This window comes from Micromonospora sp. CA-248089 (assembly GCF_050948515.1).
Lineage (GTDB): Bacteria > Actinomycetota > Actinomycetes > Mycobacteriales > Micromonosporaceae > Micromonospora.
Genome location: NZ_CP192016.1, coordinates 3,177,796 through 3,196,917, shown reverse-complemented (window position 1 = coordinate 3,196,917; position 19,122 = coordinate 3,177,796). Strand labels below are relative to the sequence as shown.

The following is a 19,122-nucleotide window of genomic DNA, read 5'->3' as shown; positions in this document are numbered from 1 at the left end:
TCAAACGAATCCAGCCAAACTGACTGGTCGACGGGGTGTTGCCGGTGCGAAGTGAACGGTGGTTCAATCCGGGCCCCGACCCGATCCGCCACCGCCGCTGGGAGTTGCCGCCGTGACCACACACGATGTCGTCAACCAGGTTCCCCCGATGGTCGGCCACGACACCGCCGACGATCCGGCGCTGCGCGACGGCGTGGACCGCGAGGGCGCCGGCTGGGCGCTGCCCGGGCTGCACGAGCTGGGCCGGCTCGCCGGCGGCGAGGAGGCGGCCGAACACGGGCGGCTCGCCAACGAGCACCCGCCGGTGCTGCGCACCCACGACCGGTACGGCAACCGGATCGACGAGGTGGAGTTCCATCCGTCCTGGCACGAGCTGATGCGTACCGCGGTCGGGCACGGCCTGCACGCCGCGCCGTGGGCCGACGACCGGCCCGGCGCGCACGTGGCCCGCGCGGCCGGCTTCTACCTCTGGCGGCCCGACGCCGGGCACGGCTGCCCGATCTCGATGACCTACGCGGCGGTGCCCGCGCTGCGGCACAGCCCGGACCTGGCCGCCCGCTACGAGCCGCTGCTCACCACCCGCGAGTACGACTTCGGGCTGCGCCCGCCGCAGACCAAGGGGGGCCTGCTCGCCGGCATGTCGATGACCGAGAAGCAGGGCGGCTCGGACGTGCGCGCCAACACCACCACGGCCCGGCCCGAGCCGGACGGCAGCTACCGGCTCGTCGGGCACAAGTGGTTCACCTCGGCGCCCATGTGCGACCTGTTCCTCACGCTCGCCCAGGCGCCCGGCGGCCTCACCTGCTTCCTGGTCCCCCGCGTGCTGCCCGACGGCACCCGCAACCCGATGCGGCTCATGCGGCTCAAGGACAAGCTCGGCAACCGCTCCAACGCCTCCGCCGAGGTCGAGTACGAGCACGCGGTGGCGTGGCGCGTCGGCGACGAGGGCCGGGGCGTGCGCACCATCATCGACATGGTCAACCTGACCCGGCTCGACTGCGTGATCGGCGCGGCGGCCGGGATGCGCCACGGCGTGACCACCGCCGTGCACCACGCCACGCACCGGCGGGCGTTCGGCGCCTACCTGGCCGACCAGCCGCTGATGCGCAACGTGCTGGCCGACCTGGCGGTGGAGTCCGAGGCGGCCACCGTCCTGATGATCCGGCTGGCGGGCGCGACCGACCGGTCGGCGCGCGGCGACGACGGCGAGACCGCGTTCAAGCGCCTCGCGCTCGCCGTCGGCAAGTACTGGGTGTGCAAGCGCTGGCCGGGGCACGCCGCCGAGGCGCTGGAGTGCCTGGGCGGCAACGGCTACGTGGAGGAGTCCGGCATGCCGCGGCTGTTCCGCGAGTCGCCGCTGAACTCGATCTGGGAGGGCTCCGGCAACGTCGCCGCGCTGGACGTGCTGCGCGCGCTCACCCGGGAACCGCAGGTGCTCGCCGCGTACGAGGCGGAGGTGGCCGCCGCGGCCGGGGCGGACGCCCGGCTGGACGCCGCGGTGCGCCGGGTGCGCGACGAGCTGTCCGACCACACCGACCTGGAGCTGCGTGCCCGGCGGGTGGTCGAGCGGCTGGCGCTGGTGCTGCAGGGCGCGCTGCTGGTGCGCCACGGCCACCCGGCGGTCGCCGACGCGTTCTGCGCGTCCCGGCTCGACGGCGACCACGGGCAGGCGTACGGGACGCTGCCGGGCGGGCTGGACCTGGCAGCGATCATCGACCGCGCCACCCCCAAGATCGGCTGAGGGGGTGGTGATGCGGCTCGCCTCGATACATCTGTACCCGGTCAAGTCCCTCGGCGGCGTCGACGTCGACCGGGCCGTGGTCGAGCCGTGGGGCCTGCGTCACGACCGCCGCTGGGTGGTGCTGCGCCCCGACGGCGGCAAGGTGGGCTCGACCGCCCTGCCGGCGCTGCTCGGCCTGACCGCCGCGCCCGGCCCCGGGTCGATCACGCTCACCGCCCGCGACGGGTCGACGCTGACAGTCGCCGAACCGGTCGACGGGCCGGCCGTCCCGACCGACGTGTCGCGACTGGACACGGTCCGGCTCGCCGCCGACGAGGCCCACGACTGGCTCTCCGCGCGGCTGGGCCTGCCCGTACGGCTGGCCTGGTTGGACGATCCGCGCCGCCGGCCGATGTCGGCCGAGCACGGCGGCGGTCCCGGTGATCCGCTGAACCTCTCCGACGCCGGGCCGCTGCTGGTCGCCACGGCGCCGTCGCTGCGGCGGCTGCGGGACTGGATCGTCGAGGGCGCGCTGGAACGCGGCGAGCCCGCGCCGGAGCCGCTGGCGATGGCCCGGTTCCGGCCGACTGTGGTGCTCGACGGGCCGGTCGAACCGTTCGCCGAGGACGGTTGGACGCGAGTGCGCATCGGCGCCGTCGACTTCCGGTTCTCCGAACGCTGCGATCGCTGCTCGGTGACGCTCATCGACCCGGAGACGCTCGCCAGCGGGAAGGAACCGATCCGGACGCTGTCCCGGCACCGGCGCCACGACGGGAAGACCTGGTTCGGCATCCGCCTGGTCCCGCTGAGCACCGGCGAGATCCGCGTCGGCGACCCGGTCGCCGTCTCCTGATCCGGCGGCTCAGCCGCGGCCCCCGCCATCCAGCGGACCACGTCCGGGCGGCACTGCCAGGCGTGCACGTCGTCGAGGTCGTCGACGGTGACCGGGCGCAGCAGCAGCCGGGACGTGCGCACCGGGTACGCCGGGTGGGTCATCGGGCGATCGTAGGAGGAACCTAGTGTGGGCCGCATGGTCGTTTCCGCCGACGACGGCAACCCGCTCACCCGGCTCACGCTCGACCAGCTTCGGCAGCGCACCAGCGTGAAGTGGCGGCTGTACCCGCCGGACGTGCTGCCGCTGTGGGTCGCCGAGCAGGACGTGCCGCTGGCGCCGCCGGTGGCCGAGGCGCTGCGCCGGGCGGTCGAGCTGGGCGACACCGGCTACGCGTACGGCACCGCGTACGCCGAGGCGGTCGGCGGGTTCGCCGCGCAGCGGTGGGGCTGGGCCGACTTCCCGGTCGGCCGGACCACGCTGGTGCCGGACGTCATGATGGGTACGGTCGAGGTGCTGCGCCTGGTAACCGGGCCTGGTGACGCGGTGGTGGTCACTCCCCCGGTCTACCCGCCGTTCTACGCGTTCGTCGCCAACGCCGGGCGGCAGGTGCTCGAGGCGCCGCTCGGCGCGGACCTGCGACTCGACCCGGCCGCGCTGGAGGAGGCGTTCCGGCGCGCCCGCGCGATCGGCGACCGGCCGGCGTTCCTGCTCTGCAACCCGCACAACCCGACCGGTGTGGTGCACCGGCCCGACGAGCTGGCCACCGTCGCCGAGCTGGCCGCCCGGCACGGCGTCCGGGTGGTGTCCGACGAGATCCACTCGCCGCTGGCGCTGCCCGGTGCGCGGTTCACCCCGTACCTGACGGTGCCGGGCGCCCGGAACGCGTTCGCGCTGCTGTCGGCGTCCAAGGCATGGAACCTGGCCGGGCTCAAGGCGGCGCTCGCGGTCGCCGGGCCGGACGCCGCCGACGACCTGGCCCGGATGCCGGAGGAGGTCAGCCACGGCCCCAGCCACCTCGGGGTGCTCGCGCACACGGCCGCGTTCCGGGCCGGCGGGCCGTGGCTGGACCGGCTGCTCGACGGCCTGGACGCGAACCGGGCGCTGCTCGGGTCGCTGCTGGCCGAGCACCTGCCGGCGGTGTCGTGGCGGCCGCCGGAGGGCACGTACCTGGCCTGGCTGGACTGCCGCGACCTGGGCGTGCCCACCGAGGCGGGCGACGGACCGGGGGTGGCCAGCGATCTGGCCGGGCCGGCGCGGATGTTCCTCGACCGGGCCCGGGTGGCGCTCAGCTCCGGGCACGTCTTCGGCTCCGGCGGCGCCGGCTTCGTCCGGCTCAACTTCGCCACCTCCCCCGCCGTGCTCACCGAGGCGGTCAGCCGGATGGGCCGCGCGACGCGCGCCTGAGAGCGTGTGCGGGAGACCCCGGGTGCGTGTCAGCCCAGGGCTTTGCGCAGCAGCGCCGTCAGCTGGTCCTGTTCCTGGGGTGACAGTCGTCCGACCGCCGAACGGGCGAAGGTGAAGGCGGCGGTGAACCGCTGGTAGATCTCATCGCCACGGGGGGTTCGCGCAACGAGACGCGCGCGGCGGTCTCGGGGATTCGGTTCGCGGGTGACGAGGCCGAGCGCTTCGAGCCGCACGACGATCTGGGTGATGTTGGAGGCGTCGCAGCCCAGTTCCTCGGCCAGAGCACCCATGCCGCGTCGCGCGTCGAGCCGTCCGAGCACACATGCCTGGGCCGGGCTCAGCGACAACTCGGCCGCGGCCGCCTCGTAGGCACGGTCGTACACGTCGACCAGGTCGAACAAGGCGGCCTCGGCCTCCGACGAGGTGGTCACGGGTCCGCTCGGCAGTGCCATGGCCCCAGCGTAGGACAGTTGCTTGATTCGCTCAAACAGCTGTGCTCCAATGATCCTTGATTCACTCAAGCAACAGGGGGCCGGATGGACGGCAGAGCCGAGCACACGGCGGGCGCGGTCGCGGGGCCGCAGATGAACGCGGTCGTCCTGGATCGGTTCGGTGGAGTCGGCGAACTCTCGCCGCGCCGGATACCGCTCCCGGAGGTCGGCGACGACGACGTCCTCATCCGGGTGGAGTCCGCGGGGGTCGGGTCATGGGACGCGGGCGAGCGTGAGGGGGAATACGACGGCGTCTTCGGTGTCCCGTCGAGCTTCCCCTACGTCCTCGGCTGGGACGGCGCGGGCACGGTGGCAGCGGTCGGACGAGACGTCACCCGATTCGAGGTGGGCGAACGTGTCTACGCCGCGACGATGCCGGTGCCGCGCGGCGGCTTCTACGCCGAGTACGCCGTCGTCGGGGCGGAGTTCGTCGCGCGCGTGCCCGACCGGATGCCGACCGGACAGGCCGGCGCGATGGCCTGGGACGCCCTGACCGCACTGAGCGGCCTCGACCTCCTCGGCCTGCGGCCGGAGGAGACACTCATGGTCTTCGGAGCCAGCGGGGGTATCGGGCACATGGCGGTGCAGCTGGCGCGGCACCGCGGCATCCGGGTGCTGGCCGTGGCCTCCGGTGACGACGGCGTCGCCCTGGCCCGGAGGCTTGGCGCTGACGACGCGGTCGACGGCCGCAGGGACGATGTGCCGGCCGCGGCGCTGGGTTTCGCACCAGGCGGGCTGGACGCGGCTCTGGTGACAGTGGGCGGCGAAGCCGCCGAACGCGCTCTTCGCGCCGTCCGGAACTCGGGGCGGATCGCCTGGCCGAACGGCGTCCTGCCCTCCCTCGCGTCGTCGCTGGGTGCGCCGGTGCACCACTACGACGGGGATCGGAGCCGCGCCGCCACCGATCGGCTGAACGCGATCATCGAGGCGAGCGCCTTCGAGGTCCATGTCGCCCGGACCTTCCCGTTGGAGCGGGCCGAGGAGGCGCATCGCGCCCTGGACGATCACTATGTCGGGAAGCTGGCACTCACTGTCGGCTAGACCGCCGCAGCCGGTGAAGCGGCTCAGCGCGCGGCGACGCGTACCCCCTGGTTGTCGCCCTCGGACAGAAACGACGCCAGCGCGGCGCCCTCGGCGGTGACGGCCGCGCGCTCGGCGCGGGTGACCGCGCGCAGCGGCGTGACCACCACGACGCCCGCGTCGACCGTCCAGGTGGCGGCGACCCGGCCGTCGACGAGCACGAACCGGGCCCCCGCCACGGACAGGTTGCGGTAGGCGTCGTCGATGATCCGGCTGCGGTCGTGGTAGCCGAGCACGGCGTTGTCGAAGGCGGGCAGGAACCGTACCGGCGCGGGCGTGTCCGGGTCGGGCCGGGGCGCGTCCGGCAGGTCCAGCAGGGTCCGGCCCCGCGCGTCCCGGAAGGCCACCAGCTCGTCGCGGACCGCCGCCACCGCCGCGGGCAGCCCCGCGAGGCCGCACCAGGCGCGCAGGTCCGCCGACGCGGCCGGGCCGAACGCGGCCAGGTAGCGCCGCACCAGCGCCCGCCCGGCCCTGTCGTCGCCGTCCGGCCCGGCCGGGTCGGCGTCGCGGCCCAGCCACCGGGCCAGAGCGACGGTACGGACGCCGGCCGTGGTCCGCCACAGTCCGCGCGGCGGCGCCTGCACGGCCGGGACCAGCGCGAGCACGATCTCGCCGAGCGCCCGCCGGTCGGTCGCCGGCCAGCGCGCGGCGAGCGCCGCCACGATCTGGGCGGTGGTGCGGGGCTCGCCGTCGGCCAGGACCTCCCGGGCCGCCGCGGCGAGTTCGTCGAGGTCGACCCCGTCGAACTCGCCGCGGTAGACGCCGAGCACCCGCTGCCGCAGCATCGCGTCGTGCCGGGACCGCCAGGCCAGCACGTCGCCGGCCGCGAGCAGGTGCACGGTGCGGCGCATCAGATGGGTACGCACCAGGCGGCGGCGCACCAGCAGGTCCGACAGGACCGCAGGGTCGAAGGCCCGCAGCCGCGACCACAGCCCGACGTACGGCTCCTGCGGCTCCTGGGCCTGCAACCCGCACAGGTGCGTCACCGCGTCGGTCACCGGCAGGTCGGCGCGGTCGAGCAGCAGTTGCCGGGCGAGCGTGGCCCGGTTCAGCGCACGCCGGTCGAGCACTGTCACGGCCGGCTCAGGTGGTGGTCTGGCCGTCGATGCTCTCGCGCAGGATGTCCGCGTGCCCGGCGTGCTGCGTGGTCTCGGCGATGACGTGGATCAGCACCCGCCGGATGCTGCGCACCGAGCCCGGCTCGTTCCACGGCGCGTCCGGCACCGGCCAGGTCGCCGACAGGTCCTCGACGCCGGCGACGATCTCCTCGGTACGGGCGGCGACGCGGGCGTACCGGTCCAGAATGGCCGGCAGCGTGTCCTCGGGCAGCATCTGGAAGTCCCGTCCCCGGTCGATCGCCCACTGCGGCAGCTCGCGGGCCTGGCCGGACATGAAGTCCTCCCAGGTGACGCCCTCGGGCAGGGCGAAGGACATCGCCGACGGGCCTTCGACCACGAACCGCAGCCACGCCTCCTCGGTGGACGCGACGTGTTTGATCAGCCCGCCCAGGCAGAGCGCGCTGACCGTCGGCTTCTGCCCGGCCTGCTCGTCGGTCAGGCCACGGACCGTGTTGGTCAGCATGTTCCGCGCGTCGGCGAGTTCGGCCAGCAGGTCGGCCCGCTCGGCGTCCAGGGTGGTGGGGGTCGTCGTGGTGCCGGTCATCGTCATCGTTCCTTCCGGTCCTGATCGGGTACGGGTCCACCCTCGCAGGCGTAGCGGTCAGGGAGTGTCCTCTTCTCGCGGCAGAATGCGTGTCGTGCCGAAGACTTCCGCCCGGCTGCTCTCGCTGCTGTCCCTGTTGCAGGCGCGACGGGACTGGCCCGGGTCGCTGCTCGCCGAACGGCTGCGGGTCAGCCCGCGTACCGTGCGCCGCGACGTCGACCGGCTGCGTGAACTGGGCTATCCGATCGAGAGCGCCAAGGGCCCGGACGGCGGCTACCGGCTGGGCGCCGGCTCCGCGCTGCCGCCGCTGCTCTTCGACGACGAGCAGGCCGTCGCGCTCACCGTGGCGTTGCAGACCGCGGCCAGCGGCGTAACGGGCATCGAGGAGGCGGCCGCGCGGGCGCTGACCACGGTGCGGCAGGTGATGCCGCCGCGGCTGCGGCACCGGGTCGACGCGCTGCGGGTGGTCGACGTGCAACGCGCCGGTACGCCCGCCCGGCACCGGGTGGAACCGGCGTTGCTGATGACGTTGAGCGCCGCCGTCCACGCCCGCGAGGAGCTGCGCTTCGACTACGAGTCGGTGTCCACCGCGCCGCCGGATCCGGACCGGCCGCCGCGCCGGGTGCAGCCGCACCACCTGGTCACCTGGGGCGGGCGCTGGTATCTCGTCGCCTGGGATCTCGACCGTGACGACTGGCGCACGTTCCGGGTCGACCGGATCAGCCCGCGTACGCCCACCGGCCCCCGGTTCACGCCCCGTGAGCTGCCCGGCGGGGACGTGGCCGCGTACGTCGCCGGGCGGTTCAAGGGCGCCACCGGGCCGGGCGACTGGCCCTGCCGGGGCGAGGTGATCCTCGACCTGCCCGCCCGGGTGGTGTCCGGGTGGACCCGCGACGGAGTCGTCGAGGAGCTGGGCCCGGACCGCTGCCGCCTGGTGCTCGGCGCCTGGTCGTGGGCCGGGCTGGCCGCCGTGCTCGGCCGCTACGACGCCGACATCGAGGTGGTCGGGCCGCCGGAGCTGCGGGAGGCGTTCGCCCGCCTGGCCCGCCGCTACGCCGCCGCCGCTGCCGGGAGCCCGGACACGCCGGGCCCCCGGTAGCGCCCGCCGCCTGGTCGCGGCGGGCCGGCGCTCACGCGGCGGAGCGGCGGTCGCCGGGGTCGGTCGTGTCGGCCAGGCCGGCGTACCGTCCCCTGTGGTAGAGCAACGGCGTGCCGACGTCGGCGTGCCGCAGCAGTTCCGGTTCGGCCAGCACGACGGCGTGGTCCCCGACGACGACCCGGTCCACCACCCGGCACAGCAGCCAGGCCAGTGTGTCGTCGAGGACCGGCACCCCTTCCGGGCCGGGCCGCCAGCGGGTCGGCCCGGCGAACCTGTCGATCCCGCTGGTGGCGAACGTCCGGGCCACCTCGTGCTGGCCGTGCCCGAGCAGGTGCACACCGACGTGCCGGGCCCGGGACACCACCGGCCAGCTCGACGAGCCCAGGTCCAGGCAGAACGAGACGATCGGCGGTCGCAGCGACACCGCCGTGAACGAGGTGGCGGTGAACCCGGCCGCGGGCGGTCCGGCGGCGGTGACCACTGTGACGGTGCTGGCCTGGTGCCGCAGCAGCGTCCGCAGCGCCTCGACGTCGGCGTCGACCGGGGTGTCGGCGGGCTCGGTCACGGTGTTCCTCCAAGGTGTACGGGGGCGGGACCGGTCAGACCGTGAAGCCGTGGAACAGCACCGACGCCAGTCCGAGCGCCAGCACCAGGTTGAACACGGTGGCCGCGCCGAACACCGTCACCGGCCGCCAGCCGGCCTCGCGCAGCGACGACACGCGGACCTCCAGGCCGATGCTGACGAACGCCAGGATGAGGAACCAGACGCGCAGGTCGGTGACGATCGCCATGGTGGCCTTGCCGTCCGACCCGGCCGCGTCGAGGTACCAGGTGGCGATCACCGAGGCGGCGACGAACCCGAGGACGAACTTCGGGAACCGGCGCCACAGCTCGCCGAGCCCGGGGCGCGGGGAGTCCGGGCGGCGTTCCACGCGCAGCGCGAAGTACGCGGTGAGGGCGACCGCGACCACGCCCATCAGCGCGTTCTGGGTGACCTTGACGATGCTGGCGATCTGCAGCGCGTCCTCACCGGCGAGCGCGCCGGCGGCGGTGACGGCGGCGGTGGTGTCGATGTTGCCGCCGATCCAGGCGCCGGCGACCGCGTCGGAGAGGCCGAGCACGTCGGCCAGCCAGGGCAGCACGAAGATCGACGGCAGCGCGAACGCGATGACCAGGCTGGCCGTGTACGCGAGCTGTTCCCGGCGTGCCCGCACCGCGCCGGCGGCGGCGATGGCGGCGCTCACTCCGCAGATCGACACCGCCGAGGCGAGCAGCGCCCGCAGCTTCTCGTCCAGCCCGAACCGCCCGGCCAGCCACCAGGTGAACAGGAACACGCCGCTGATCAGCAGCAGCGCCTGGGCGATGGCGGGACCGGCGGCGCTCGCGATCACGGCGAGGTTGATCGAGGCGCCGAGCAGCACCAGACCGGTCTTGATGAAGAACTCGGTACGGAACGCGGCGGAGATCCGGTCCCGCAGGCCGGTCACGGTGACGACGAGGTTGCCGAGCAGACCGAGCAGGATCGCGTAGACCGGGTACTCGACCGCGCCGGCCACGTCCTCGATCGCGCTGCCCTCGGCCCAGACCGGCACGTTCTGTTCCAGGAAGCGGGTGAGCGCGGCGAGACCGAGCACCACCAGCAGACCCAGGGCGGTCCAGGCCCAGAACGCGCCGGAGCGCAGGTCGGCCGGGGGCGGGGCGTCCGACGGCGTACCGTCCGGCCGGTCCACCGAGGTCGCGGCGGCCGGGGCGTCCTCGGTGGAGGCCACGGACGGCCCGGCGGTGCTGCGGACAGCGGGCTCCGGGGTGGCGGCCATCACGGCACCAGTCCGGCGGGGATGGCGCCGGCCAGCACCAGGAGCAGCAGCGCGAGGCCGAGGACGGTGGCGGCCCAGTCCTCGTTGAGGGCGAGCCGGGAGGTGCGTGCGGTGGGCGGTTCGGGTGGCGTGGGCGCGTTGCTCATGAGGGGCTCCTACGGGTACGCGCGGGCGACGGAGGGCAGCCGGAGGCGAGGGGTGACGGGGGATCATCGACCCCGGTAAGAGTTTCCTACTTAACTAGTAGGATTACAAGGTCTTCCCGCGCTCCGGCTCACCGGCGGCACGATCGGCCACCACCACGGAGATGCCGTCGAGCACCCGCTGCAGACCGAACTCGAAGGCGTGATCCGGCCCGTACGCCGCGCCGTGCGCCATCCCGGCCGCGGTACCGACCCGCGCGGCGAGCGGGAAGCTGCCGGCGGTCATGAACTTCTCCAGCCAGGGCCCGTGCGTCTGCCACCACTGGTCGTCGGTCATCCCGGTCTCCCGCTCCAGCTCGACCACGTCCAGCGCGACCCGGGCCGCGTTCTTGGCGTGCCCCAGCACGAGCGTGAGCACCGCGTCCATCTCCACGTCGTCCAGCCCGATGTCCGCGACGGCGTGCAGTTCGTAGTCGTACTTGGCCAGCACGTTCGGGCCGAGCACCGGCCGGGTCGTCTCGGCGCGCAGCAGCCACGGGTGGGCCCGGTAGAGCGCGAGATTGTCCCGCGCGATGCGCTCCAGCCGGCCGCGCCAGCCACCCGGCACGTCGGACGGGCGCGGCAGGTCACCGAGGACGGTGTCCACCATGACGTCCAGGAGTTCCGCCTTGCCCGGCACGTACGTGTAGACGGACATGGTGCCGACGCCCAGCGCCTCACTGACCCGGCGCATGGTGAGCGCGTCGATGCCTTCGGCGTCGGCGATCTCGACGGCGGTGCGCACGATCCGGTCGACGCTCAGACCGGGACCGGCGCCACGGCTGGCCGGCTCCCGGGTACGCCAGAGAAGGGCCAGGCTGCGGGCGGGATCGGCCTTGCGCCGGCGCTCCTTCGACATGGTGCCGTCATCCTACCGGCCGCGCCGGCAGGCGGCCGTCGGCGGGACGCGAAAAAGGCGGCCCGAGAATTGTTCGGGCAAAAAGAATGGCGGGTTCTCCCGCCACTACCAACATATAGCGCACCCCCGGTCTTGCCGCAAGACCGGGGTGACGGCGCACAATTGCCGGCCGTAACCCATTGCCGAGCCATTCGAAAAGCCGCGAGGAGCGGAGGCTCGGCCGTGCCCGTGATCGGAGACGAGTTGAATCTGCCTGCCACGAGCGTTTTCGATCTTCCCGAGCGTCTGTCGGCCAAGGCCGACCCGAACCTGATCGCCGCCGACGAGCGGCACTTCGCGGCCATCGCGGACAGCCTGCGCCGCTCGATCGCCGAGTTGACCGACCGGCTCGACGAGACACGCCGGGCCGCGGGCGGCCGGGGCCGGCAGGCGGTCGACCGGGACCAGGAGGTGCGGCGGCTGAGCGCGCGCCTGCGTACGCTGCGCCGCTACGGCCTGGACCTGTGCCTGGGCCGGATGGTCGGCGCGGACGGCGGCGACCCGGTGTACGTGGGCCGGCTCGGCCTGACCGACGGCGCGGGCGGCCGGCTGCTGCTGGACTGGCGCTCCCCCGCCGCCGAGCCGTTCTTCGGCGCGACCCACGCCGACCCGATGGGCCTGGTCAGCCGCCGCCGGTACCGGTGGAGCCGAGGGCGGATCACCGACTACTGGGACGAGGTGTTCACCGCCGACGCTCTGGCCGGGCACGCCGCGCTCGACGACCAGTCGGCGTTCATCGCCAGCCTGGGCGCGACCCGGTCGGCGCGCATGCGTGACGTGCTGGGCACCATCCAGGCCGACCAGGACGCGATCATCCGGGCCGGTTCCCGAGGCGCGCTGGTGGTCGACGGCGGTCCCGGCACCGGCAAGACGGTGGTGGCGCTGCACCGCACCGCGTACCTGCTGCACGCCGACCCGCGCCTCGGCGAGCGCCGCGGCGGGGTCCTGGTGGTCGGGCCACACCAGCCGTACCTGAACTACGTCTCCGACGTGCTGCCCAGCCTGGGCGAGGAGGACGTGCAGATCTGCACCCTCGCCGACCTGGTGCCGGAGGGCGCGGCGGCGGCGCCGGAGACCGACCCGGAGGTGGCCCGGCTGAAGGCCTCGGCGGACGTCGTGCGAGCTGTCGACGCCGCGGTCCGGTTCTACGAGGAGCCGCCCACGACCGCGATGACAGTCGGCGTCGGAGACGCCGAGCTGCGGCTCGCCCCCGAAGACTGGGCGACGGCCTTCGAGGCGGCCGGTCCGGGTGTTCCGCACAACGAGGCCCGTGACGACGTGTGGGAGGAACTGCTCACGATCCTGGTGGAGAAGTACCGGGGGGACGAGCCGGAGGAGGCGGTCCGCCGGGCGCTGGGGCGCGACCGGGAACTGGCCACCGCGTTCGGCCGGGCGTGGCCGCTGCTGGACCCGCTCGACGTGGTGGCCGACCTGTGGTCGGTGCCGGCCTACCTGCGCCGGTGCGCACCCTCGTTGAGCGTCGAGGAGATCCGTACGCTGCGGCGGGCCGACCCCCGGGCCTGGACGGTCGCCGACCTGCCGTGGCTGGACGCGGCCCGGCGGCGCGTCGGCGACTCGGAGGCGTCGCTGCGGCGGCGCCGCGACGAGGCGGTGCTGGCCGCGCAGCGCGTCGAGATGGACACGGTGGTCGACGCCCTGATCGCGTCGCACGCCTACGACGACGGCGAGGGTCTGATGACCATGCTGTACGGCGAGGACATGCGCACCAGCCTGGTCGACGAAAGCGCGCTGAGCGTGGCCGATCCGGACCTGCTGGCCGGGCCGTTCGCGCACGTCGTGGTGGACGAGGCGCAGGAGCTGACCGACGCGCAGTGGCAGATGCTGCTGGCGCGCTGCCCGTCGCGCAGCTTCACCGTGGTCGGTGACCGGGCGCAGGCGCGGCACGGGTTCACCGAGTCGTGGCCGCAGCGGCTCACCCGGGTCGGCCTCGACCGGGTCGAGGTGGCGACGCTGACCGTCAACTACCGCACCCCGGCGCAGGTGATGGCGGCGGCCGAGCCGGTGATCCGGGCCGTGCTCCCGGATGCCAACGTGCCCACGTCCATCCGCGACGGCGCCCCGGTGCGGTACGGCGCCCGCGCCGAGCTGCGCGCGGTGGTGGACGGCTGGCTCACCGCCCACGGTGAGGGCGTCGCGTGCGTCATCGGCGATCCCGGGTTCCCGGCGACGGACCGGGTCCGGTCCCTGAGCCCCGTACTGGCCAAGGGGCTGGAGTTCGACCTGGTGGTGCTGGTCGACCCGGAGTCGTTCGGCGACGGGATCGCCGGCGCGGTGGACCGGTACGTCGCGATGACCCGGGCCACCGGCCAGTTGGTCGTGCTCACCGGTCCGTGACCGGCGCCCCGGGGGCGGCCGCGCGCCGCCCCCGCGGCCCCGGCTCAGCGGCTCAGCGCCCGGTAGCGGCGCAGCGACAGCGGCAGGAACACCGCGACCAGCGCCAGCGGCCAGAGCACCGCCAGCAGCGGGTGATGCGCCGCCACCCACGAGTCGCCGCCCCAGCCGGGGTTGCCGAACAGCTCCCGGGTGGCGCCGACCGTGGCGGACAGCGGATTCCACTCGGCGACCGCGCCCAGCCACGCGGGCATCGTGGACGGCGCCACGAACGCGCTGGACAGGAAGCCGAGCGGGAACTCCAGCGTCTGCACGGCGGTGACCGCGCTCTGCCCCTTCACCGTCAGGCCGAGGAAAATGCCCACCCAGACCAGCGCGAACCGCAGCAGCAGGATCAGCCCGAACGCGGCGAGCGTGTCGCCCAGGTCGCCGCGCGCCCGCCAGCCGACGGCCAGGCCGACGAGCAGCATGACGGCGAGCGTCACCACCGCGAACATCAGGTCGGCCACAGCGCGGCCGAGCAGCGGCGCCAGCCGCGACACCGGCATGGACCGCAGCCGGTCGGTGACGCCCCGGTCCAGGTCCGCCGAGACCGCCATGGTGGTCATGCTGATGCCGAAGACCATGGTCATGGCGAACATGCCGGGCATCAGGAACTCCCGGTAGCTGCCGCCGCCCGGCACCTGGAGCGCGCCGCCGAACAGGTACGCGAACATCAGCACCATCAGGATGTCGAAGCCCAGCGAGCCGATCAGCGGCCCGGGCTCGCGCCGCCAGTGCGCCAGCGCACGCCCGGTGAGCGTCAGGCCGTCACCGGCCAGGGACGGACGCCGGGCCGGGTTCACCGTCGCGGTCACGCGGTCACCTCCACGCCGGTACGGGCGGCGGCCGACGCGCCGGTGAGCTGGAGAAACACCTCGTCCAGAGTGGGCCGGCGCAGCGCCACGTCGGCCACGACCACGCCGTCGGCGTCCAGCGCGCGCAGCACCTCGGTCAGCGCGCCGGCCCGGTCGCCGACCTGGGCGCTGACCGCCCGCCGGTCCGGATCGAGCACCGGTTCGGCCACGGCGACCGCGCGCAGCCGGGCGGCGGCGGTGGCCAGGTCGGCGGCGTCGCGGACGACCAGGTCGATCCGGTCGCCGCCGAGGCGGGACTTGAGCGCGTCGGGGGTGCCCTCGGCGATCACCCGCCCGGCGTCGAGCACGCAGACGCGGTCGGCCAGCTGGTCGGCCTCGTCCAGGTACTGCGTGGTCAGCAACACCGTGGTGCCGGCGCGTACCAGGTCGCGGACCGCCTCCCACACCTCGTTGCGCCCGCGCGGATCCAGCGCCGTGGTCGGCTCGTCGAGGAACAGCACCGACGGCGCGAGGATCATGCCGGCGGCCAGGTCGAGGCGGCGGCGCATGCCACCGGAGTACGTGCGGACCGGCCGTCCGCCCGCGTCGGCGAGCCCGAACCGGTCGAGCAGTTCGGTGGCCCGCCGTCGCGCAGCGGCCCGGTCCAGGTGGAACAGGCGCCCGAAGATGACCAGGTTCTCCCGGCCGCTCAGCGCCTCGTCCACCGCCGGGTGCTGGCCGACCAGGCCGATGCGGTGGCGCACCCGGTCGGCCTGACCCGCGACGTCCAAGCCGGCCACCTCGGCCCGCCCGGCGTCGAAGCGCAGCAGCGTGGCCAGGATGCGCACGGCTGTGGTCTTGCCCGCCCCGTTCGGGCCGAGCAGCCCGCACACGGTGCCCGGCGGCACCCGCAGGTCGAAGCCGTCCAGCGCCACGTTGTCCCCGTACCGCTTGCGCAGGCCCTCCGCGAGGATTGCGTGTTCCACGTCTGTCCCCCTCCGTTGACGACGGCCACTAACGTACAACGTACGGTAGGGCGTCCGCCAACGGATTCAGTCGACCACGCGGTGCTCCCACGCCCAGACCGCGATCTCGGTACGGTTGCGCAGGCCGAGCTTCGTCTGCACCGCGGAGACGTGGCTCTTGACGGTGCTCAGCGAGATGAACAGCTCGGCACCGATCTCCAGGTTGGTGCGGCCCCGGGCGATCTCGCGCACCACCTCGACCTCCCGCTCGGACAACGCCGGGCGGCGGTCGTCGCGGGATGGTGCGGGCGGGGTCAGGTGGCGCAGCAGCCGGACCGTCACCGACGGGGAGACCAGCGCGTCGCCCTGGTGCGCCGCCCGGACCGCCTCCACCAGCAGGGCCGGTCCGGCGTCCTTGAGCAGGAACCCGGCCGCTCCCCCGCGCAACGCGCCGTAGACGTACTCGTCCAGGTCGAACGTGGTGACCACGACGACCCGCAGTGGGTCGGCCACCTCGGGCCCGGCGAGCGCCCGGGTCACCTGGAGCCCGTCGAGCCGCGGCATCCGGATGTCCACCAGGCAGACATCGGGACGCAGCCGGCGGGCCTGGGCGACCGCGTCGACGCCGTCGGACGCCTCGGCCACCACCGTGATGTCCGGCTGGTCCTCCAGGATCAGCCGCAAACCGCCGCGCACCATCGCCTGGTCGTCGGCGAGCAGCACCCGGATCGCCATCACTGCCGCCCGCACGGCACGGAGGCCCGCACCGACCACCCGGTGCCGGGGCGCGGTCCGGCGTGCAGCGTGCCGCCGAGGGCCTCGACGCGCTCCCGCAGGCCGATCAGTCCGTATCCGCCCCGGGACTCGGCGGGCGTGCCGGACGCGTCGTCGGTCACCTCGACCACCACCGCGTCCGGCTCCCGCACCACGTCCACGGTGACCTGCCCGGCGTGCGGGGCGTGCCGGGCCACGTTGGTCAGCGCCTCCCGGACGATCCGGTGCACGGTGCTGGTGACCTCCGGCGGCCAGGCCGTCTCCCCCGGCAGCCGCAGCCGCACCGGCGGGCCCTGCCGGCGGAACCGCTCGACCAGCTCCTCGATCTGCTCGGTACCGGCCGAGGCCGGGGGCGCGTCGGCGGTGTCGCGCAGCACCCCGACCAGGCGGCGCATGGCCCGCAGCGCCTCGCCGCCGGCCGCCTCGATCCCGGCCAGCGACGCCGTGGCGCGCGCCGGATCACGCCGCCCGACCAGGTGGGCGGCCTGCGCCTGTACCACGATGCCGGTGACGTGGTGGGCCACCACGTCGTGCAGTTCCCGGGCCAACTCCAGGCGCTCGTCGCGGCGTACCCGCTCGGCCGTGGCCCGGGCCCGCTCGTCGAGCAGCCGCAGCGTGAGCCCGGTGGCGACGCCGCCGAGCCAGCACAGGGCGTTGAGCGCGACCACCCCGGAACCGCCCGCGCCCGGCCGGGCCGCCGCCCACGCCCCGGCCGCCACCGCGAGGCCACCGGCGGCGATCAGTCCGGCGGGCAGCGGCGGCAACGCGCGTACCGCCGATCCGACCAGGACCGCCGACGCCAGCGCCAGCGCGGGCCCCGGCTCGGTCGGCAGGTCGGCCAGCCGGGCGGCGGCGACCACCGACGCGGTGACGACGAGGCCGGCGGTGGCGGTGACGACGCGCTGCCTGTCGCGTACCAGAGCGAGCGCGCCGACCGCGACGGCGGCCGCGCCGCCGGCGAGCCAGTACCGCAGGCCCCAGCTCGCGGCGATCGCCACCGCCTGGACGCCGATCGCGGCGAGCAGCACCACGGCGAGCCCCGCCGTCGCCGCCACCCGGGTGAGCCGTTCGGTAGCCATGCCCAGCAGCTAGGAGATCGCGGGCCGCCGCGAACCGGCCGAAAGTAGGGGCCGTCCGCGCGCCGGACCCTGCTCGGGACCGATGCCCGCCGGTCCCGCCGTGCCCAGGATGAGCCGCATGCATCCACCACTCGCCCTGCACGCCGAGCGGCTGACCAAACGGTACGGCCGCCGCACCGCGCTTGCCGACTGCGACCTGAGCGTTCCGCGCGGGCACGTGGTCGGCCTGGTCGGCCCCAACGGCGCCGGCAAGTCCACGCTGCTGCAACTGGCCTGCGGGCTGATCGCACCCACCTCGGGTTCGCTGACGGTGCTCGGCTCGCCGCCGGCCGCCGACGCCGCGCACCTGGCCCGGGTCGGTTTCGTCGCCCAGGACACACCGGTCTACCCGTCTCTGACCGTGGCCGAGCACCTGCGGATGGGCGCCTGGCTCAACCCGTCCTGGGACGCGGCGCTGGCCCGGCGGCGCGTCGACGACGTCGGCCTCGATCCGGCGCAGAAGGCGGGCCGGCTCTCCGGCGGCCAGCGCGCGCAACTGGCCCTCGCGTTGGCCGCCGCGAAACGTCCCGAGCTGCTGATCCTCGACGAGCCGGCCGCCGCGCTGGACCCCCTCGCGCGCCGCGAGTTCATGCACGGGCTGGCCGGTTTCGTGCGGGAACTCGGCGCCGGGGCGGTGCTCTCCTCGCACCTGCTCGGCGACGTGGCGCAGGTCTGCGACCACCTGGTCGTGCTCTGCGCCGCCCGGGTCCAGGTGGCCGGGCCGGTCACCGACCTGCTCGCCACGCACCACCGGAGCACCGCCGCGCCCGTCGGGGCCGAGGTGGTCTGGGCCGAGCCCGGCCGCGTCGTGGTCCGGGGCCAGGCGGTACGCGACGACGCGCCGGTCACGTTGGAGGAGCTGGTCCTGGCGTACCTGTCCCGGGCCGCCACCCGCCCGGCGGTGACCGGATGATCCGGCTGACGCTGCGGCAGTTCCGCCTCCCGGCGCTCGTCGGCGCCGCCCTGCTGGTGCTGGCCGGCGCCTCCCTGCTGCGCCTCGGCGCGGACATCCGGGCCGTGCCCGAGCCGGACCGGCTGCCCGGCCGGTACGGGCAGACGATGCTGTTCCTCGCCGGCGGGTTCGCGCTGGTGCCCGCGCTGATCGGCGCGTTCTGGGGCGCGCCGCTGGTGGCCCGGGAACTGGAGCAGGGCACGCACCGGCTGGTCTGGAACCAGAGCGTGCCGCGCCGCCGCTGGCTGGCGGTCAAGCTCGCGGTGCTCTCGGCCGCCGCCGCGCTCGTCGCCGGGGTGCTCGGCGCGCTGCTGACCTGGGCGGCCGCGCCCCTCGACCGGGTCGCGGGCGACCGGTTCAGCACCGTGCTGTTCGGCGCGCGCGGCGTCGCGCCGGTCGGGTACGCCGTGTTCGGCCTCGTCCTCGGCGTGGTGGCCGGGCTGCTGCTGCGCCGCACCCTGCCGGCCATGGCGGTGGTGTTCCTGGCCGTGGTCGTGGTGCAGCTCGCGGTGCCGAACCTGCTGCGCCCGCACTACCTGCCGCCGGAGCGGATCACCGTGCCGATGACCGCGGAGGCGGTCAACCGGGCCCGCAACCTGGGCAGCATCACCGGCTCACCGGTCGTCGGCGGGCTGGACGTACCGGGTGCGTGGGTCACCGACATCAGCCCGCTGCGTACCGCCGACGGGCGGCAGCTCTCCGACGCCGCGTTCGGCACCTGTTTCCGCGAGCCGCCGCGCACCGGCGCCACCGGCACGTTCGGTGACACGGCGGTCTGTCTCGGCGCGCTCGACCTGCACGTGGACATGGCCTACCAGCCGAACCGCCGGTTCTGGGCGTTCCAGTGGATCGAGCTGGCGCTCCACCTCGGCGCGGCCGGTCTGCTGGCGGCGCTCGGCCTGTGGCACGTACGGAGACGGGCCGGCTGAGCGGACGG

The 19,122-nt window shown here is 74.7% G+C and carries 19 protein-coding genes; 8 read left to right on the top strand and 11 right to left on the bottom strand.

What is annotated here, in order from left to right; translation table 11 throughout:
* The first annotated feature begins 112 nt into the window (after window positions 1-112).
* The 3 genes from ACQP26_RS15200 (at window position 113) to ACQP26_RS15190 (ending at window position 3,959) form a co-directional block, all read left to right on the top strand.
* A complete protein-coding gene (locus tag ACQP26_RS15200; protein WP_433496047.1) occupies window positions 113-1,741 on the top strand; it encodes an acyl-CoA dehydrogenase family protein in 1,629 nt (542 codons plus the stop codon).
* A 10-nt stretch (window positions 1,742-1,751) separates the two neighbouring features.
* Window positions 1,752-2,573 carry an MOSC domain-containing protein gene (locus ACQP26_RS15195; RefSeq protein ID WP_433496046.1) on the top strand — a complete coding sequence of 274 codons (822 nt, stop codon included), beginning with the start codon at window positions 1,752-1,754 and terminating at the stop codon, window positions 2,571-2,573.
* Between the two features lie 177 nt (window positions 2,574-2,750).
* Window positions 2,751-3,959, top strand: a complete 1,209-nt coding sequence (locus ACQP26_RS15190) for a MalY/PatB family protein (protein WP_433496045.1) — start codon at window positions 2,751-2,753, stop codon at window positions 3,957-3,959.
* Between the two features lie 29 nt (window positions 3,960-3,988).
* On the opposite strand, the gene ACQP26_RS15185 is transcribed toward ACQP26_RS15190, so the two are convergent.
* Window positions 3,989-4,411 carry a MarR family winged helix-turn-helix transcriptional regulator gene (locus ACQP26_RS15185; protein ID WP_433496044.1) on the bottom strand — a complete coding sequence of 141 codons (423 nt, stop codon included), beginning with the start codon at window positions 4,409-4,411 and terminating at the stop codon, window positions 3,989-3,991.
* A gap of 132 nt (window positions 4,412-4,543) precedes the next feature.
* On the opposite strand from ACQP26_RS15185, the gene ACQP26_RS15180 reads away from it, so the two are divergent.
* On the top strand, window positions 4,544-5,491 hold the full coding sequence (locus ACQP26_RS15180; RefSeq protein ID WP_433496043.1) for a quinone oxidoreductase family protein: 948 nt from the start codon (window positions 4,544-4,546) through the stop codon (window positions 5,489-5,491).
* A gap of 23 nt (window positions 5,492-5,514) precedes the next feature.
* Here ACQP26_RS15180 and ACQP26_RS15175 read toward each other — a convergent pair whose 3' ends face one another.
* Window positions 5,515-6,606: a winged helix DNA-binding domain-containing protein gene (locus ACQP26_RS15175; protein ID WP_433496042.1), complete on the bottom strand. Its 1,092-nt coding sequence runs from the start codon at window positions 6,604-6,606 to the stop codon at window positions 5,515-5,517.
* A gap of 7 nt (window positions 6,607-6,613) precedes the next feature.
* Window positions 6,614-7,192 (bottom strand): DinB family protein, encoded by a 579-nt coding sequence (locus ACQP26_RS15170; protein WP_433496041.1) that lies wholly within the window; start codon window positions 7,190-7,192, stop codon window positions 6,614-6,616.
* Window positions 7,193-7,277: 85 nt separating this feature from the next.
* Here ACQP26_RS15170 and ACQP26_RS15165 point away from each other — a divergent pair, with 85 nt between their 5' ends.
* On the top strand, window positions 7,278-8,291 hold the full coding sequence (locus ACQP26_RS15165) for a helix-turn-helix transcriptional regulator (RefSeq protein WP_281577892.1): 1,014 nt from the start codon (window positions 7,278-7,280) through the stop codon (window positions 8,289-8,291).
* A 31-nt stretch (window positions 8,292-8,322) separates the two neighbouring features.
* On the opposite strand, the gene ACQP26_RS15160 is transcribed toward ACQP26_RS15165, so the two are convergent.
* The 4 genes from ACQP26_RS15160 to ACQP26_RS15145 form a co-directional block, all read right to left on the bottom strand.
* Entirely contained in the window at window positions 8,323-8,856 is a 534-nt protein-coding gene (locus ACQP26_RS15160) for a flavin reductase family protein (RefSeq protein WP_433496040.1), read from the bottom strand.
* Window positions 8,857-8,890: 34 nt separating this feature from the next.
* Entirely contained in the window at window positions 8,891-10,108 is a 1,218-nt protein-coding gene (locus ACQP26_RS15155; protein ID WP_433496039.1) for a YeiH family protein, read from the bottom strand.
* Window positions 10,108-10,254 carry a hypothetical protein gene (locus ACQP26_RS15150; protein WP_269706300.1) on the bottom strand — a complete coding sequence of 49 codons (147 nt, stop codon included), beginning with the start codon at window positions 10,252-10,254 and terminating at the stop codon, window positions 10,108-10,110. The genes ACQP26_RS15155 and ACQP26_RS15150 overlap by 1 nt, the downstream gene beginning before the upstream one ends.
* 103 nt (window positions 10,255-10,357) lie before the next feature.
* On the bottom strand, window positions 10,358-11,149 hold the full coding sequence (locus tag ACQP26_RS15145) for a TetR/AcrR family transcriptional regulator (protein ID WP_269706301.1): 792 nt from the start codon (window positions 11,147-11,149) through the stop codon (window positions 10,358-10,360).
* A gap of 222 nt (window positions 11,150-11,371) precedes the next feature.
* Here ACQP26_RS15145 and helR point away from each other — a divergent pair, with 222 nt between their 5' ends.
* Window positions 11,372-13,543 (top strand): RNA polymerase recycling motor ATPase HelR, encoded by a 2,172-nt coding sequence (gene helR / locus ACQP26_RS15140; protein WP_433496038.1) that lies wholly within the window; start codon window positions 11,372-11,374, stop codon window positions 13,541-13,543.
* Between the two features lie 44 nt (window positions 13,544-13,587).
* Here helR and ACQP26_RS15135 read toward each other — a convergent pair whose 3' ends face one another.
* The 4 genes from ACQP26_RS15135 to ACQP26_RS15120 all read right to left on the bottom strand — a co-directional run bounded on the left by ACQP26_RS15135 (window position 13,588) and on the right by ACQP26_RS15120 (window position 17,194).
* A complete protein-coding gene (locus ACQP26_RS15135; RefSeq protein ID WP_433496037.1) occupies window positions 13,588-14,397 on the bottom strand; it encodes an ABC transporter permease in 810 nt (269 codons plus the stop codon).
* Window positions 14,394-15,362, bottom strand: coding sequence for an ATP-binding cassette domain-containing protein (locus ACQP26_RS15130; RefSeq protein ID WP_433496036.1), 969 nt, complete (start codon window positions 15,360-15,362; stop codon window positions 14,394-14,396). Before ACQP26_RS15130 ends, ACQP26_RS15135 begins: the two co-directional genes overlap by 4 nt.
* A gap of 66 nt (window positions 15,363-15,428) precedes the next feature.
* Window positions 15,429-16,076 carry a response regulator gene (locus tag ACQP26_RS15125; protein WP_281577898.1) on the bottom strand — a complete coding sequence of 216 codons (648 nt, stop codon included), beginning with the start codon at window positions 16,074-16,076 and terminating at the stop codon, window positions 15,429-15,431.
* Complete coding sequence (locus tag ACQP26_RS15120) at window positions 16,076-17,194, bottom strand: sensor histidine kinase (RefSeq protein WP_433496035.1); 1,119 nt, start codon at window positions 17,192-17,194, stop codon at window positions 16,076-16,078. The genes ACQP26_RS15125 and ACQP26_RS15120 overlap by 1 nt, the downstream gene beginning before the upstream one ends.
* 118 nt (window positions 17,195-17,312) lie before the next feature.
* Between ACQP26_RS15120 and ACQP26_RS15115 the strand changes: the two genes are divergently transcribed.
* Window positions 17,313-18,146 carry an ABC transporter ATP-binding protein gene (locus ACQP26_RS15115; RefSeq protein WP_433496034.1) on the top strand — a complete coding sequence of 278 codons (834 nt, stop codon included), beginning with the start codon at window positions 17,313-17,315 and terminating at the stop codon, window positions 18,144-18,146.
* Window positions 18,143-19,114, top strand: coding sequence for an ABC transporter permease subunit (locus tag ACQP26_RS15110; RefSeq protein ID WP_433496033.1), 972 nt, complete (start codon window positions 18,143-18,145; stop codon window positions 19,112-19,114). Before ACQP26_RS15115 ends, ACQP26_RS15110 begins: the two co-directional genes overlap by 4 nt.
* The last annotated feature ends 8 nt before the right edge of the window (window positions 19,115-19,122 follow it).